Origin of the sequence: Flavobacterium yafengii, from assembly GCF_030010375.1 — a bacterium.
GTDB lineage: Bacteria > Bacteroidota > Bacteroidia > Flavobacteriales > Flavobacteriaceae > Flavobacterium > Flavobacterium yafengii.
Genome location: NZ_JASCRY010000001.1, coordinates 730,417 through 747,514, shown reverse-complemented (window position 1 = coordinate 747,514; position 17,098 = coordinate 730,417). Strand labels below are relative to the sequence as shown.

12 protein-coding genes are annotated in these 17,098 nt (G+C 35.1%); 5 read left to right on the top strand and 7 right to left on the bottom strand.

Going from position 1 to position 17,098, the window contains the following annotated elements; all coding sequences use genetic code 11:
* Positions 1-2: 2 nt before the first annotated feature.
* Positions 3-785 (top strand): alpha/beta fold hydrolase, encoded by a 783-nt coding sequence (locus QLS97_RS03285; RefSeq protein ID WP_282714239.1) that lies wholly within the window; start codon positions 3-5, stop codon positions 783-785.
* On the opposite strand, the gene QLS97_RS03280 is transcribed toward QLS97_RS03285, so the two are convergent.
* The 6 genes from QLS97_RS03280 to QLS97_RS03255 form a co-directional block, all read right to left on the bottom strand.
* Positions 782-1,453, bottom strand: coding sequence for an ATP-binding cassette domain-containing protein (locus tag QLS97_RS03280; RefSeq protein ID WP_282714238.1), 672 nt, complete (start codon positions 1,451-1,453; stop codon positions 782-784). The genes QLS97_RS03285 and QLS97_RS03280 overlap by 4 nt on opposite strands.
* A complete protein-coding gene (locus QLS97_RS03275; RefSeq protein WP_282714237.1) occupies positions 1,450-1,689 on the bottom strand; it encodes a hypothetical protein in 240 nt (79 codons plus the stop codon). The genes QLS97_RS03280 and QLS97_RS03275 overlap by 4 nt, the downstream gene beginning before the upstream one ends.
* A 66-nt stretch (positions 1,690-1,755) precedes the next feature.
* Positions 1,756-4,533, bottom strand: a complete 2,778-nt coding sequence (locus QLS97_RS03270) for a PD-(D/E)XK nuclease family protein (protein ID WP_282714236.1) — start codon at positions 4,531-4,533, stop codon at positions 1,756-1,758.
* Positions 4,534-4,596: 63 nt separating this feature from the next.
* A complete protein-coding gene (locus tag QLS97_RS03265) occupies positions 4,597-6,030 on the bottom strand; it encodes an OmpA family protein (RefSeq protein ID WP_282714235.1) in 1,434 nt (477 codons plus the stop codon).
* Between the two features lie 133 nt (positions 6,031-6,163).
* Positions 6,164-7,357: a glycine C-acetyltransferase gene (kbl, locus tag QLS97_RS03260; RefSeq protein WP_282714234.1), complete on the bottom strand. Its 1,194-nt coding sequence runs from the start codon at positions 7,355-7,357 to the stop codon at positions 6,164-6,166.
* Positions 7,358-7,402: 45 nt separating this feature from the next.
* Positions 7,403-10,552: a UvrD-helicase domain-containing protein gene (locus tag QLS97_RS03255; RefSeq protein ID WP_282714233.1), complete on the bottom strand. Its 3,150-nt coding sequence runs from the start codon at positions 10,550-10,552 to the stop codon at positions 7,403-7,405.
* A 231-nt stretch (positions 10,553-10,783) separates the two neighbouring features.
* Here QLS97_RS03255 and rbfA point away from each other — a divergent pair, with 231 nt between their 5' ends.
* The 3 genes from rbfA (at position 10,784) to QLS97_RS03240 (ending at position 13,972) form a co-directional block, all read left to right on the top strand.
* A complete protein-coding gene (gene rbfA / locus QLS97_RS03250) occupies positions 10,784-11,176 on the top strand; it encodes a 30S ribosome-binding factor RbfA (RefSeq protein WP_091166278.1) in 393 nt (130 codons plus the stop codon).
* A gap of 3 nt (positions 11,177-11,179) precedes the next feature.
* A complete protein-coding gene (locus QLS97_RS03245; protein ID WP_282714232.1) occupies positions 11,180-12,379 on the top strand; it encodes an ABC transporter permease in 1,200 nt (399 codons plus the stop codon).
* Between the two features lie 165 nt (positions 12,380-12,544).
* Complete coding sequence (locus QLS97_RS03240) at positions 12,545-13,972, top strand: MATE family efflux transporter (protein WP_282714231.1); 1,428 nt, start codon at positions 12,545-12,547, stop codon at positions 13,970-13,972.
* A gap of 38 nt (positions 13,973-14,010) precedes the next feature.
* Here the strand turns inward: QLS97_RS03240 and dusB are convergent, their stop codons facing one another.
* Positions 14,011-15,003 (bottom strand): tRNA dihydrouridine synthase DusB, encoded by a 993-nt coding sequence (dusB, locus tag QLS97_RS03235; protein WP_282714230.1) that lies wholly within the window; start codon positions 15,001-15,003, stop codon positions 14,011-14,013.
* Between the two features lie 281 nt (positions 15,004-15,284).
* On the opposite strand from dusB, the gene lepA reads away from it, so the two are divergent.
* Positions 15,285-17,081, top strand: coding sequence for a translation elongation factor 4 (lepA, locus tag QLS97_RS03230; protein ID WP_073209088.1), 1,797 nt, complete (start codon positions 15,285-15,287; stop codon positions 17,079-17,081).
* Positions 17,082-17,098 lie beyond the last annotated feature (17 nt).

Below are 17,098 nucleotides of genomic sequence, written 5' to 3'. Positions count from 1 at the left end.
TTTTGAAACAAATTCTCTTTAAAAACACCAACATCTCCTATTCCGATACCGGGAAAGGAACCGCTATTATCTTGCTTCATGGTTTCTTGGAAAACAAAGGCATGTGGGATTTTTATATTCCGGAATTTACTAAAAAAAATCGCGTCATCACGATTGATTTATTAGGACATGGCGAAACGGAATGTTTGAGTTACGTACAAACGATGGAAGATAATGCCGATGCAGTCCACGCTGTTTTATCGGAATTGCGTATCCGAAAAGCCATTTTTGTCGGGCATTCCATGGGCGGTTATGTGGCTTTGGCTTTCGCCGAATTGTATCCTGACACGATAAAAGGATTGGTTTTACTAAACTCGACCGCAAGAGCCGACAGCGAGGAACGAAAAACAAATCGGGATCGGGCTATTAAAGCGGTAAAACAATCTTTTATGAATTTTGTTTCACTTTCTATTGCAAACTTATTCAGCGAAGCCAACAGAGAACGACTTTCATCCGAAATTGAAAGCGTAAAAAAAGAAGCTTTAAAGACACCGCTTCAAGGAATCGTTGCGTCACTGGAAGGAATGAAAATACGACAAGATCGGGAAGTGTTGTTGCATCTTACACCCTATCCTAAATTATTAATTCTTGGCGAAAAAGATCCTGTTTTAAATTACGAAGAAACCAAAGAACAAATCGAAAACACTGCAGTAAAACTGGTGACTTTTCCGGACGGACATATGAGTCATATTGAAAACCAAGACCAGTTATTGATTGTATTGTTGGCTTTTTTCAAAAGCATCTAAATCATTCCTGATTTCAAATATCCTTTTTCCACCAATTCACTTTTGTCTTTCAAGTGGTGCATTTTTCCTTCTTTCATCAACGCCAGTTTTGTGGAAACCTTAATCACATTTTCATAGTTATGATCCGTGATAATGATGCCTTTTACACTGGACATTGCAGTGATTAATTTATTAATTTTTTCAATCATTATGGGTGACAAACCATTGTATGGCTCGTCCAGCAAAACAAATTTTGACGCATTATTCAGAATTAATTTAATTTCTAAATACCGTAATTCTCCGCCGGATAAATGTTTTATTTTTTTGCTCAGCATTGATTGAATCATTTCATCAGCATAAAATTCCTGCAATTTATCTTTGGCTATAGACAATTGAATGGTCTTTTTTATCGAGAATGAATTTGGAATAAAATTATCTTGAGGCAAATAACTGATTTGATTTAGCAAATCGCTTGTTTTTGATTTCACAACGCCATCCACTCGAACAAATTTAAAATCGGCAGCTACAATTCCAAAAATGATTTTTAACAAAGTAGATTTTCCAGAGCCATTTCTTCCTAAAACACCAATAATATCAGGCGTTTCACATTTCAAATATACATCGGAAACTATGATTTTTCCATCATATTGTTTTTGAACACTGTCTACTTCTAAAATATTTTTAGTCATACGAGTTTCAGTACTACATTAATGAATAAAATCAGCACCATCGAAAAAACAAAATTCATCAGAAAACCATACACAAACAATTGCATTTTTGAAATTCCGTTGTTGTAATAAAACAGGTATTCATTTTTAGCATTTACTTCTTTTATCAAAATACTGATACAGAAACCAAAAATAATAAGCACGTATTTGAAGGTTTCAAACCCTCCAAAAACCCATGCCAAAACACTTATTGACACGTTTATCGTCAAAGTGCTTTTGTAAAATTCAAAGATGTTGGCTAATTTTCTAATTGTGAATTCTATTTAAATTATTTTCTCTTCAAAAGGAATACTCTCGTCTAAAATTTCGCTCAATAAAAGAACCATTTGTTCTAAATAATTACTCAAAATTTCTTCATTTATAATCGAATTTATTTCTTTGTCTTCTTTAAAATTAAACGGAAGAAAACCTGCCTTTAAATTCTTAAAAGAAATAATTCCTGCTTCAATTGGCTTTCCTTTTGCCTCATGTTCATACATATAAGCATACGCGAGCACCTGAATGATTTTATCGCTTTTAATGTCTTCGGTTAATCCTTTCCAGGATTTCAAAGTGACGCTTGCTTTTTCTACTTTTCCAGTTTTATAATCAATGATTCGAATGATTCCGTTGCGCTCTTCAATTCGGTCCACATTTCCTTTTATCAGTACCGGAAAAGGCAAATTAGGATGATGTAATGGTCGCTCAAAAGTTTGTTCTAACGCTAGAATTTTTATCGCATCTCCGTTCTTAATACTTTCCAGTTCCACTTTCAGGAAATTCGAAACATTACGTTTGGCTACTTCAAAAGCCAATAAATTTCTTCCTTTTTTGATTTCGCCTTCTTTGTAAACCAATTTGAACTGTTTCAAAACCTCAGCGTCAATTTGTTTGAAACAATTTAAAATATCACTTTCCGAAATAAATTTACCAATGAAAGGTTCGTATAAAACTTTCAAAGTTTCATGAATAATAGTTCCTAAGGTATTTAGTGCAATATTTTCCTCGACTTCTTCGACTTCGCTGATGCGCAAAATCTTCTGGAAATAAAACTTAATCGGATTCCTAATATAACTCGTCAATGCTGATGGAGAAAACCCTTTATCGGCAATTTCTTTCAATCGTAACATCACACTTTCCGACTTTGGAATCACCATCGGTTGATACGCCGTTTCGGGTAAAACTGCATTGTAAATTTCATGTGTCAGCGTATGATCTTTTTGCTTTTCGACTTCCAGTTGGGTTATGAATCGGCTTTTTTCACCCGCATCCAAACCTTCACTTTCAGTATTATACAGCAAGTAAATATTTTTGGCGCGTTGCAACAAATGATAAAAATGATAGGTATAAATAGCGTCTTTTTCTTTGAATGTAGGCAAACCCAGTTCACGTTTCACATCATACGGAATAAAAGAATTTTGAGATTTCCCCGCCGGAAATTTCCCTTCATTCATCGAAGTGACAATAACAGTATCAAAATCCAAAACACGACTTTCTAACACTCCCATAATCTGTAAGCCGTTCAATGGCTCTCCTTCAAAAGAAACTTCGGCCAAATCAATTACTTGTTTGTAAATGGCATAAAGCGTTTCTATTTTATCAATATGTTCGTGCTTTGAATAGTAATTAATCAGCTTATTGATGACTTTAAAAATAGCAAAAACAAAAGATTTCGTAATTTTTTCTTCTTCGTTGTCATTGCTTAAATTTTCTTTTATGGTTTGCAATAATTTAGAAATCGTCTCTAATACCGGAATCGATCCATTTTCCCATTTTTGGAATAATAAAAGAAATAATTCGCTTGGAATTACATTCAATTCCATCAATTTATGATGCGTAATAAAAGTATAATTGTTTTGATTGATAACTTTGACTAACACATTGGTTTTCGCATACGGTTCCACCAAAGGATGCGTCAAAATATCCAATACATCTTTGTAATACAAGACATAGCTTTTGGCATTTCTGGACAACGCATTCGTGTGCATTTTGAATAATTTGGCTATCAAAATCTGGGCTGGATTGTTCTTGCTTGAATACCCCATCGTGATATTCAAAGCGCCAACGCTTGACGGTAACGAATATAAAAGCGGCACCAAAAGATTTTCTTCGCCAAGAACCACAGCTACTTTATCCAGCTTGCCTTCAGCACCGAGACTTCGGGATTCATTGATAACGTTCTCGATAATACTTCCGGCTATTTTGGCTTGACCAATTGTTTTGGGCGTTCCAATAACCTGAATATTTTTAGTCTGCGAAAAATCATTTACAATCCATTCAAACGGATGTAATTTATAATGTTTCCAACTTTCTTTGAAACGTCGCACAAACAGACCTGCATCGTGATACGGATCATTGAGAAAGGTTTGGTCTACGTCCCAATAAATTTTAGCCTGATCAGAAGCGATAAGGTGCTGGATTATTTTTTCTTCGGCTGCATTCAACGCATTAAAACCGGCAAACAGGAATTGTTTCTCTTGTACAGAACTTGAAAAATGATTTAAGTTATTTACTGCCTCACGATAAATCAAGCCTTGATAGCCGATTCCTTTATTCAGTAAATGTGTATAAAGAGATTGATAGTAATTGGGTAGTAATTTCCAAAAATCAATGTATTTTTCTAATAATACAGTTTTGTTTTCGACTTCAATTCCCCATTTTTTAATATCCTCGATATCCTTCAAATACGAAAGAACATGAGAAGGCTCTAATAAATAGCGGTCAATTTCATTGAAGTCCTGTAATAGTGTTTTGGCCCAATTAGCAAACAATTCAAAAGTTTGTTGGTTTGCTTTATCGGTAATAGATAAGTAGACTTCGTAGAATTCAAATAATAATTCAATGGGATCTATGGCACGAATACCTGCTATGTTTTGAACAAAATCTTCAATGCTTATAATTTCGGGAGAAAGTATATTTGTTGTGACTTGATTTTTTAACGCTTCAATCAGGAATATTTTAGCTCGTTTGTTTGGCAAAACTACAATGGTATTCGAAAGATTGCCTAAATAATTTTCAATTAAAACTGTGGCTATTTTATCTAAAAAAGAAGTATTTGTCATTCTATAAAAATAAAAAAACGCCCCGATAAATCGAGGCGTTTTAATAAATATTTTAGAAAGAAATTATTCTTTAATCAAAGATATTTCAACTCTTCTGTTCATTGCTTTTCCTTTTGCAGTTTTATTAGTTGCAATTGGTTTAGTTTCTCCAAAACCTGTAGATCTAAGTCTATCAGCAGCAATTCCGTTTTCAATTAAATAATTTTTAACTGCAGCAGCTCTGTTCTCAGATAAAGTTTGGTTCATAGCATTACTACCATCACTATCACAGTGACCTTCGATCATAAATTTAGAATAAGGATATTCTTTTAAGATAGAAGTGATTGACTGTAAAACTGTGTAAGTACCTTTTTGGAAAGTAGATTTACCAGAATCAAACAAGATTATTTTACCATAGTTATTTAAAGTTTTCATAACTTCTTCTGAAACTTCTGGACAACCTTGATTAGCAACAGTACCTCTTACATCCGGACATTTATCATCTTTGTCTAAAACTCCATCTCCATCAGTATCTGGCCAAGGACAACCTGCATTTTCTTTAGGACCTGCAACAGTAGGACATTTGTCATCTTTATCAGCTACTCCATCTCCGTCTGTATCAGGACAACCATTTAATGATTTAGGACCCGCAACTTCTGGGCAAGCATCATCTTTATCAGCAATTCCATCTCCGTCTGTATCAGGACAACCGTTTAATGCAGCTAAACCAGCAACTTCTGGACAAGCATCAGCACTATCTTGAATTCCATCTCCATCAGTATCAGGACATCCGTTAAATTCTTTTAAACCAGCAACTTCTGGACAAGCATCATCTTTGTCATAAATTCCATCACCATCTGTATCTTTACCTCCGAATTTGAAGATAAGACCAGCTGAATGTTGGAAATGTGATGGAGCATCTGGAACACCAGCTGCATCTTCTCTGTCTCCAAAAGATTTTTTATATCTTGTAGCAAGTTCTACTCCAACATTTTCAGTAAACCAAAAAGTTAAACCAGCACCTGGATTTAAAGTTCCGTAGCTACTATCTCCAAAGAAAGTATAACCTCCACCAATAGATAGAGACGGGTCAATAACTTTAGAACTAATCAAATTCATGAAACTATATTTAATAGTTGCATCAACACCGTAATACATTAAATCTCCAGGATTAGACACTACGTATCCACGTGAATCATGACCAACTGCAGTTGGAGCAAATCTCACATATTTATCGATTTTGTTCACAGAACCAGAAAGTCCAAAAGAGAAATTATCTCCTACGTATCTAGATACACTTAAATAAGACACAGAAGGAAGAATATTCCAGTTGTCTTTAACTGCGAATGGTTGAGAAAAATGTTGATCAAGCCAATTATGTCCTCCACCAGCACTAGTTTTAGTGTCTACGGCATTAACTCCAAAAGAGATTGCCCATGGATTGTTACTGTCTTGTGCATGAGAGCTTAATCCCATCACCATCATTACAGCAACAAAAAGTTTGTTAAGATGTTTCATACTTAATTTTTTTAATTACAATTTAGTTAATTATAAACAAAAGTAATGCGTAAATTTTTAACTACAAAACTAAATGTTAAAAAAAACCTATAAAAACTGCCAAAAGTGGAAATTATACAACTTCAAATCAAAATTATATAACATTTAACATTCTGCCAACTTCAACAAAAGCACTGATTGCCTTGTCTAAATGGGCTTTTGTGTGAGCTGCAGATAACTGTACTCTAATTCTAGCTTTATCTTTAGGAACCACTGGGAAAAAGAATCCTATGACATAAATCCCTTTTTTCAAAAGCTCTTCTGCCATTTTTTGTGATAATTTTGCATCATATAGCATAACCGGAACTATTGCAGAGTCGCCATCAATGATATCAAAACCTGCCTTTTTCATCCCTTCTTTGAAATAATTAGTATTCGATTCCAATTTGTCCCTTAATGAAGTATCCTTTTCCAACAATTCAAATACTTTTATGGATGCACCAACAATTGCAGGCGCTAAAGAATTAGAGAACAAGTAAGGTCTTGAACGTTGACGCAATATTTCGATAATTTCTTTTTTGGCAGTCGTATAACCTCCCATAGCACCACCAAGTGCTTTCCCTAATGTTCCTGTAATAATATCTACTCTTCCCATTACACCTTTTGCCTCGAGCGTTCCTTTTCCGGTTGCTCCAATAAAACCTGCGGCATGGCATTCATCAACCATAACCATTGCGTCATACTTATCGGCTAAATCACAAATTTTATCCAAAGGAGCTACAACGCCATCCATAGAAAAAACACCATCCGTAACAATTAATTTGAAACGAGTTCCAGCCGCTGTCGCTTTGATCAATTGCTGCTCTAAATCTTCCATATTGCTGTTTTCATAGCGGTAACGAGCCGCTTTACACAAACGAACACCATCTATGATAGAAGCATGATTCAAACTATCTGAAATTATCGCATCATTTTCCCCTAATAAAGGTTCGAAAACCCCTCCATTTGCATCAAAAGCTGCAGCGTAAAGAATCGTATCTTCTGTTCCATAAAATTCAGAAATCTTTTTCTCCAATGTTTTGTGAATATCCTGAGTTCCACAAATAAAACGCACCGATGACATTCCGAAACCATGTGTATCCAAAGCGTCTTTTGCAGCCTGAATTACTTCTGGATGCGATGACAATCCAAGATAATTATTGGCACAAAAATTCAGAACAGTTTCTCCTGTAGAAATAGTGATTTCTGCTCCTTGAGGCGAAGTGATAATTCTTTCTTTTTTGAAAATCCCATTATCTTCAATAGTTTGTAATTCTGCTTGAAGATGTTCTTTTATTTTTCCGTACATTAGTTAGTGTTTATTAATTCGTTTTATATTTATAAGTATCTCAGGCTACAAATTTACTACATCGATTTCTTTTCCTATATAAATAAGTGCTTTTTTTATCACTTTATAACCCATTAACTCAATTGCTGTTTGATAATTTTCCAATTGTTGTTGGTATTTCACATTATGTGTTCCCGTTTTATAATCCAGCAACAATACTTCTTTGTTTTTAGTTAAAACCATTCGGTCCGGTTTAATGGTTTTACCTTCTTTTTGAATAATAGTTTGTTCATTCAAAACTTCATTTCCTTCGGCAAAACAAATCCCTAATTCACTGTGATTGACAATTTCTTGAATCGTATTAAAAACTATTTCTTTTTGATCAAAAGTTATCAATCCGTTTTCAATAGACTTTGTAATTGCCAAATCAACATCGTTTTTAGTTTTCACAAAAGACAGAATTTCATGAATTACATTTCCATATTCTATAGCTTCCTGCTGATGCGTTCCCCACATTAATGCTTCACGCTGCGCAATTTTTATATTCTTCGGATTTAGAATTTCAGAAACCAAAGGAATCGTTTTTGAAGTATCGATGTGTTGTTTTGCTGAAGATAATTTCACTGAATTTCCAAATTCATATTCTAATTTATCTTCGGCAAATTCGCCTTTATTACTCAAATAATTAATAAAAAATGAACACATATTATTCTTTGGCAATTCCCCTTTACTGGATAAATTCATGTTCGAAATAACATATAATTGTTCTTCGGCTCTTGTTAAAGCCACATACAAAACATTGATGTTATCCAATAATTCTTCCTGTTTCTTTTGATTGTAAACCTCAGCAGCTTCTTCTCCAAAACCTTCTACTGCACTGCTATTGTCTATTAAAACCTTTGGCAAGCCAAAATCTTTTTCTTCAGCATTGAGCCATAATTTATCTTTTGGTTTTCTGGTATAATCTTCTTCGGCAAAAGGAAAAATCACAACCGGGAATTCCAATCCTTTCGATTTATGAATCGTCATAATACGAACTGCATTAGTCCCTTCCGGAGATGGAATACTAAATTTCTCCGCATTTTTATCCCAAAAATTCAAGAAATCTGAAATTCCTGCTTGGTTGCGAATGTCTCGTTCGAGAACAATGTCCAAGAAATACTGAACGTAGGCATTACTAACTTTTGGGTTCAGGAACTTTGCTATTATTGTCTCTACCGCTTCATACAATGATTTTTTTCGAATGTTTTGAAACGAAAGCGAGACATCAAAACTCATCAACCACAATTCAAAATCAGTTTCCTGAAACAACGCCATTCCTTGAGCAATAAAATCATGAATTGGTAATTTATCCTGACTGTTTTTTGCTAAATATTGAAGAAAATTTGCTTTGGATTCTAAATCAGAACTGTTTTTCAGGTATTTCAACAAATGAATAATTAATCGAACTTGGGTTGCATTTTGAATCATCAAGGTTTCCGAAGACAAAAGTGGAATTCCTTGCTCGGTCAAATAATTCGCAATCGCAATTCCCTGACTTCGTTTCCGAGTCAAAATCACAATGTCTTTGTATTGAAAGCCTTGTTGTAGTACTTTTTGAATCGTATTTAATGTCGCTAAAATATACAAATCGGTTTTATCCAAAGTTTCTTCATCTTCCGAAGTTTCTACTTTTGGGATGAAAGAAATATTTACGTATCCACCCGTTTTGTCATTCGTTTTTTGATGACTGTGATTTTCATACAAATCTTTATAATCCAAATGTTCGAATTCGTTCGAAATCAATTTGAAAAAATCATTGTTGAATTCGATTATTTGAGAATAACTGCGGTAATTTTTATCTAAATGTTCGAGTCTTTTATCTGGGTTGTTGAACGGATTTTGGTCTTTACTCAATTCAATAAATTGTTCTGCTTTTCCTCCACGCCATCTGTAAATGGATTGTTTTGGATCACCCACAATCATCAAAGTTCCTCTTACTCCAAAATCATCCTGACCCGAAAGCGCATTATCAATCAACGGAATCAGGTTTTGCCATTGCATTTCGGAAGTGTCCTGAAATTCATCAATAAAAAAATGACGGTAGCGCTCGCCCAATCGTTCATATATAAAAGGTGCCGGCTGATTTTGAATTTCCCGATGGATAATGGCGTTAAATTCTGAAATAGAAAGTACATTTTGTTCTTCCTGAATTTTGGCTAATTCGTTGCTAACCGTATTCAGCAATGACAAAGGTGTAATGTTTTTCAAGAAGGCTTTATAGAAATTTATCTTTTCGAAAGCCGTATAAACTTTAGTCAGGATTTGCAAAAATTCAGGAATTAGATTTTCGATAATCGCACGATCTTTAGCCGTTTTATTGATTGCTATATCATCAAACTCATGAAAAGTTTTATTCTTGGGATTGAATTTCCCTTGCTGAATACTAGTAATATGATTTGGAAAAGTACCTCTAGAAAAGGATTTGATGTCAATTCCGTTTTTATCGATTATGATTAATGCTTCTTCTGCAAAAATAATAGTTTGCTTTTCTAAGTCTTTACAGGCTTCGGATAGTTTGTTTTTGATTTCAACAAACTCAGTAATGGATTTGTCTTGAAAATGCGTGATTTCGTTTCGGTTATTTTCGTTTAAAACCAAACGACCGGTTTCAAGAATTTCACGAGAAATGTCCCAAGATTTGTCATCATCAGTTTTTTCCATCGTGAAATCGATTAACAGTTTTGTTAATGTTTCATCTTCTCCGGCTTGCGCGATGATGGCATCTACGGCTTCTATTAATAAATTTTCGGTATCCAATGTAACTTCAAAAGTCATGGGTAAATTCAAATCATGCGCAAAAGCACGAATCACTTTATGCGTGAATTTATCAATCGTAGAAATATCAAAAGCGGCATAATTATGAATAATGTGCTTGATGATTTGTTGTGATTTAGTTTTGATTTGAATGATGGATAATTCCGTGTTAATGGATAAATCCTGCATTAAATCCTGCGCTTTTGCACTTGGTTCATCTTTAGCAAATTCAGAAAGACTACCTACGATTCGGCTTTTCATTTCGTGTACCGCTTTGTTGGTAAACGTAATGGCGAGAATGTTTCGGTAGGCATCATTTTTTGGTGCGACAAGGATAATTTTCAGGTATTCTTTGACAAGCGCATAGGTTTTTCCGGAGCCGGCCGATGCGTCATATATGGAGAAGGAAGGTCTTTGCATTGCGATTTTAGATTTCTGATTAACGATTTTAGATTTCTGATTTAGAATTAGCGTCCTAATTTCCCAAATCCCCTAGCCCTGATGGAAACGGCATCCTTTTTATAAGGTGATTTTTCATCATCTTATAAAAAGATATAGTGAACAGCAGGAAATAGCTTCTAAAAACACAACAATTTTTAGGTTGTTTTTAAAAATTGTTCGTATAAAACTTAAAAGTAGTATTTTTGCATCATGGAAACAAATAGACAGAAAAAAATAGGTGGGGTTATCCAAAAAGATTTGGTTGATATTCTGCAAGGTGAAGTGAGAAAAAACGGATTGGCTAATTTAATCATTTCGGTATCCAAGGTTACTGTGACTACAGATTTATCAGTAGCGACAGTGCATTTAAGTGTTTTTCCTCAGGAAAAAGCAAAAGAGATTTTAGAGGCGGTTAAGTCGAATGCTAAAAACATTAAGCATGATTTATCACAACGTGTTCGTTTGCAATTAAGAAAAGTTCCAAATTTGGTTTTCTTTATTGACGACTCTTTAGATTACATTGAAAAAATTGACAATGCTTTAGCGAATAGAGATAATCCTATCGAAAACAGAGATCTTTTGGACAAACGCAGATTTCAATAAAATTTGAATTTTCCCCTTTACATAGCCAAACGCTACATTCGTAGCAATAGTAAAAATAATGCTATCAATATTATCAATCGCATTGCCAGCATGGGAATTATTGTTGGCGCAATGGCTTTGTTTGTGGTTTTATCTGTTTTTAGCGGGTTGAAAGTTTTTAGTCTTTCGTTTACGAATGACATTGATCCCGATTTAAAAATAAGCAGCACTTTAGGAAAATCCTTTTTGATTTCTCCAAATCAGGAAGGCCAAATCAAGAAAATTGACGGCTTGATTTCGTATACTAAAATTATTGAAGAGCGTGTTTTATTCACTTTTGACGGAAAACAAGAAGTTACGTACTTGAAAGGTGTTGATTCTAATTTTAGCAAAGTTAATGCTATCGAAAAAAAGCTTTTCAACGGACAATGGCTTAAACCAAATACGTATCAAGTGGTTGTGGGTTACGGAATTTCTCAAAAATTCTCGTTGGGATTATTAGATTTTAATCGTCAATTAGAAGTTTTAGTTCCAAAACCTGGAAAAGGCGTTATCGAAAATCCGGAACAAGCTTTTAACAAAACGGATCTAATTCCTGTTGGGATTTACGCCATTAGCGAAGATTTAGATTCCAAATATGTTTTTACTGATTTAGGTTTAGCGCAGGAATTATTGGAATACAAAACCAATCAGGTTTCTGGGATTGAAATCAAGACGAAAACTGATGCTGATGAAACTGCAATTACAGAACAACTTCAAACTATTTTCAACAATAAAATCACCGTAAAAAACAGGGCACAACTCAACGAATCGCTCTATAAAATGCTGAATACCGAGAATATTGCTGTGTATTTAATTTTTACCTTGGTGATTGTTGTGGCACTTTTCAACTTGATTGGCGCATTGATTATGATGATTTTAGACAAAAAAGGAAACCTAAAAACCCTTTTTAATCTGGGAACTGAAATCAAAGATTTACGAAAAATATTCTTGCTTCAAGGTACTTTATTGAGTGTTTTTGGCGGAATTATTGGCTTGGTTCTAGGAATCATAATCGTGTTGCTACAAGAGTATTTTCAGTTGGTTATGATTACTCCTACACTGGCTTATCCAGTGATTTTCTCTCTCGAAAATGTACTGATTGTTATGGGAACGATTGTCACGCTTGGCTTTATTGCTTCCTTAATTGCAAGTAGTCGCGTGAGCAAGAAGTTGTTGGATTAATTTTTTTAATTAAAAAGAATATTTACATTTACCTTTCTTAAAATCTAAATGCTATGATAGTTTCTGTCTAGTCCTTCTTTATTTCTAAATAATTAGGACCCCTTTATTTACTTTTAAGTTCGGCTAATAAGTCTGAACTGATCCTCTCATTAATCCTAATTTATCATGACAGAAACAACATTAGAAAAAAACTTATTTTCTCGAATTTTCACAACATTAAAACAAGCTATCAAAGGAGATGAATCTTTTGATTATACTTCTGGAAGCATCAAAAAAGGAGTAATTCTTCTAGCCATTCCGATGGTATTGGAAATGCTTATGGAATCGGTTTTCGCTCTAGTCGATTTATATTTTGTCGGTCATTTAGAACAAAGCAGTTATGCTATTCAAGCGGTTGGTTTGACCGAATCAGTAATCACGATTGTTTATTCTATTGCTATCGGAATTAGTATGGCTGCTACTGCGGTTGTTGCTCGTCGAATTGGCGAAAAAGATCCTGTTGCTGCTGCAAAAGCCGGAATGCAAGCCATCATTATTGCATTTGTCATCAATACAATAATTAGCATTTTTGGTTTTATTTACGCCAAAGATATTTTGTTATTTATGGGAGCTTCCGTTGAAGCTGCTGAATACGGAGTTAACTTCACTCGAATTATGATGGGCGGAAGTTTATGTATTATGCTTCTGTTTCTTATTAACGGAATATTCCGTGGTGCAGGAAATGCCGCTATTGCCATGAAAAGTCTTTGGCTAGCTAACATTTGCAACATTATTTTATGTCCAATATTAATTAATGGATTTGGACCCATTCCTGCTTTTGGATTGATGGGTGCTGCAATGGCAACAACTATCGGAAGAAGTATTGGTGTTTTGTACCAATTGTATCATTTATTTAATGGTAGAGGAATATTAAAAATTATACCTTCTTATTTTATCCCAGATTTGGAACAAATTAAAGCATTGGTGAAAATCGCTGCTCCTGGAGTATTACAGTTTGTAATTGCTTCCTGCAGTTGGATATTTCTGGCTCAATTAGTCGCCACAACCGGTGGAGATCATGGTTCAGCTGGATATCAAACGGCATTGCGCATCATGATGTTTTTTATTCTTCCTGCTTGGGGATTAAGTAATGCCGCAGCGACTTTAGTAGGTCAAAACTTAGGTGCTAAAAAAATTGAACGTGCCGAAAAATCGGTTTTTACCACCGCAAAATACAATGTAATTTTTATGGCAATTATTACGGTTATTACACTGATTTTTTCCCGTTCCCTGATTTCATTTTTCACGAATGACCTTATTATTCAAAAGATTGCCGTTGAAGCATTACAAACAATGTGTTTGGGATATGTTTTTTACGGAATTGGGATGGTGTTAATTAATACATTCAATGGAGCCGGTGATACCTGGACTCCAACAATGATTAATTTTTTCGGATTCTGGTTATTCCAAATTCCGTTGGCTTATTTATTGTCCAAATATTATAAAATGGGACCAACAGGTGTTTTTATAGCGATTCCTATAGCCGAAACTGCAATTACTTTAGCAAGTATCGTTCTCTACAAAAGAGGGAAATGGAAACGTATAAAAGTATAAGACAAAAGGCTTAACAAATTTGTTAAGCCTTTTATATTTTAAACAACCTCGTATCCTGCGTACGCTTCTTCGATTTCATTCAAAGCGGCGAACAATTCTTCAGGACGATCTAGTGTTACTAATTTTTGTTTATAGGTTTTAAACGAATGAATTCCTTTGAAATAATTGGTATAATGTGGTCTTGTTTCAACAATTCCTAATCTTTCACCTTTCCATTCCATTGCCCAAGTGAGGTGATTTCGTACGGCTTCTACTCTATCAATAACAGTAGGTTTTGGCAAATGCTCGCCAGTTTTGAAGTAATGTTTGATTTCATCAAAAATCCAAGGATAACCAATTGCGGCACGACCAATCATGATTCCGTCGATGCCGTATTCATTTTTATAGTGTAATGCTTTTTCTGGAGAATCAATATCTCCGTTACCAAAAATAGGCATCGTGATTCTAGGATTATTTTTTACTCGGGCAATGTGCGACCAGTCGGAATGACCTTTATACATTTGGGCACGGGTTCTAGCGTGTATGCTCAAAGCGGCTACACCAATGTCTTGTAAACGTTCGGCAACTTCATCAATATTAATGGAATTATCATCCCAGCCCAAACGGGTTTTTACGGTTACCGGTAAATGCGTGCTGTCGATAACAGCCTGAGTCAAACGAATCATCAAATCAACGTCTTTTAAAACTCCGGCACCAGCACCTTTGCAAACCACTTTTTTGACAGGGCAACCAAAATTAATATCAATTAAATCGGGGTTTACTGCGGAAACAATTTTGGAGGACATCGCCATTGCTTCTTCGTCTCCGCCAAAAATCTGGATTCCTACGGGCCTTTCGTAATCGAAAATGTCTAATTTCATTCGGCTTTTGATGGCGTCACGAATTAATCCTTCGGAAGAAATAAATTCCGAATACATCAAATCAGCACCATGAGCTTTACACAATCTGCGGAAAGGCGGATCGCTCACATCTTCCATAGGTGCGAGAAGTAAAGGGAATTCGGGTAATATTATGTTGCCAATCTTGATCATCTTCAATTAATTTGGTGCAAAATTACGTTTTTTAGATGAAAGGATAAAAGAAGAAAGAAGAAAGACTTAGTATTAAAGCGATTAGTTTGCGAATTCGGGACTTTGAAACTGTTGAATTTAGCTTATATTTGCAGATTAATTGTCGCTGTTTGGCGATTGCGTGAGGGATAGCAGTGTAAAGCCCACAGTAAAGTGTAGCGACAGCGGAACTTTACGAGGACTTGAAACGCATAGCCCGACCCTTGTGGTCACGCCCAAAATAAATTTGATATAAACGGAAAATGAAACATATTAGGAATTTTTGCATTATTGCACATATTGATCACGGAAAAAGTACGCTTGCTGACCGATTACTTGGTGCTACACAAACCGTTACTGCTCGTGAAGAAAAGGCGCAATTGCTTGACAACATGGACTTGGAGCGTGAACGCGGGATTACGATTAAGAGTCACGCGATTCAGATGGAATACACGTATAAAGGACAAGAATACATCCTGAATTTGATTGATACTCCGGGACACGTGGATTTTTCGTATGAGGTTTCTCGTTCGATTGCAGCTTGTGAAGGCGCACTTTTGATTGTAGATGCTGCGCAAAGTATCCAGGCACAAACGATTTCGAATTTATATTTGGCTTTGGAGAATGACTTGGAAATTATTCCAGTTTTGAATAAAGTAGATTTACCAAGTGCCAATCCTGAAGAAGTAAGTGATGATATTATTGATTTACTTGGATGTAAATTGGAAGATATTATTCACGCTTCGGGCAAAACTGGTTTTGGTGTTGAAAATATATTGGCAGCAATTATCGAAAAAATTCCACCTCCATCAGGAAATGTTGACGAACCGTTACAAGCATTGATTTTTGACTCGCATTACAATCCTTTTCGAGGAATCGAAGTTATTTTTCGTGTGAAAAACGGACAGATCAAAAAAGGGCAAAAGATTAAGTTCATGGCTACCGGAAATGAATATTTTGCAGATGAAATTGGTACTTTGAAATTAAACCAAGTTCCGAAACAAGTAATTTCAGCGGGTGATGTTGGGTATTTGATTTCTGGAATTAAAGAAGCGAAAGAAGTAAAAGTGGGAGATACGTTGACGGATGCCAAAACTCCGACAACGAATATAATTAAAGGTTTTGAAGATGTGAAACCAATGGTTTTTGCAGGAATCTATCCTGTAGACACTGAAGATTACGAGGAGTTGAGAAACTCTATGGAAAAATTGCAGTTGAATGATGCGTCATTGGTATTTTTACCGGAAAGTTCAGCAGCTTTGGGATTTGGTTTTCGTTGCGGATTCTTAGGAATGTTACACATGGAAATTATCCAGGAACGTTTGGAGAGAGAGTTTAACATGACTGTTATTACAACAGTTCCCAACGTTTCGTATTTGGCTTACACCAAAAAAGATCCGACGACACCACTTATAGTAAATAACCCTTCGGACTTGCCGGAGCCTTCTCGTTTAGATCATGTTGAAGAACCTTTTATTAAGGCAACTATCATTACCAAATCTGATTATGTTGGAAATGTAATGAGTTTGTGTATCGAAAAACGTGGGTTGATTACCAATCAAACGTATTTGACTACGGAACGTGTAGAATTGACTTTTGATATGCCGTTGGCAGAGATTGTATTTGATTTTTATGACCGTTTGAAAACCGTTTCTAAAGGATATGCTTCCTTTGACTATACGCCAATTGGGATGCGAACTTCTAATTTGGTTAAAGTAGATATCTTGTTGAACGCTACCATTGTGGATGCTTTGTCATCTTTGATGCATGCCGACAATGCCTACTCTATTGGTAAAAAAATGTGTGAGAAGTTGAAAGAATTGATTCCACGTCAGCAATTTGATATTCCTGTTCAAGCGGCTATTGGAGTAAAAGTTATCTCTCGTGAAACGATAAAAGCGTTGCGTAAAGACGTTACCGCCAAATGTTATGGTGGAGATATTTCCCGTAAACGTAAATTGTTGGAAAAACAGAAAAAAGGTAAAAAACGTATGAGACTGGTTGGAAATGTTGAAATTCCACAAGAAGCATTTATGGCAGTTTTGAAGTTGAATGATTAATCTTTTTTAGAGAAAAG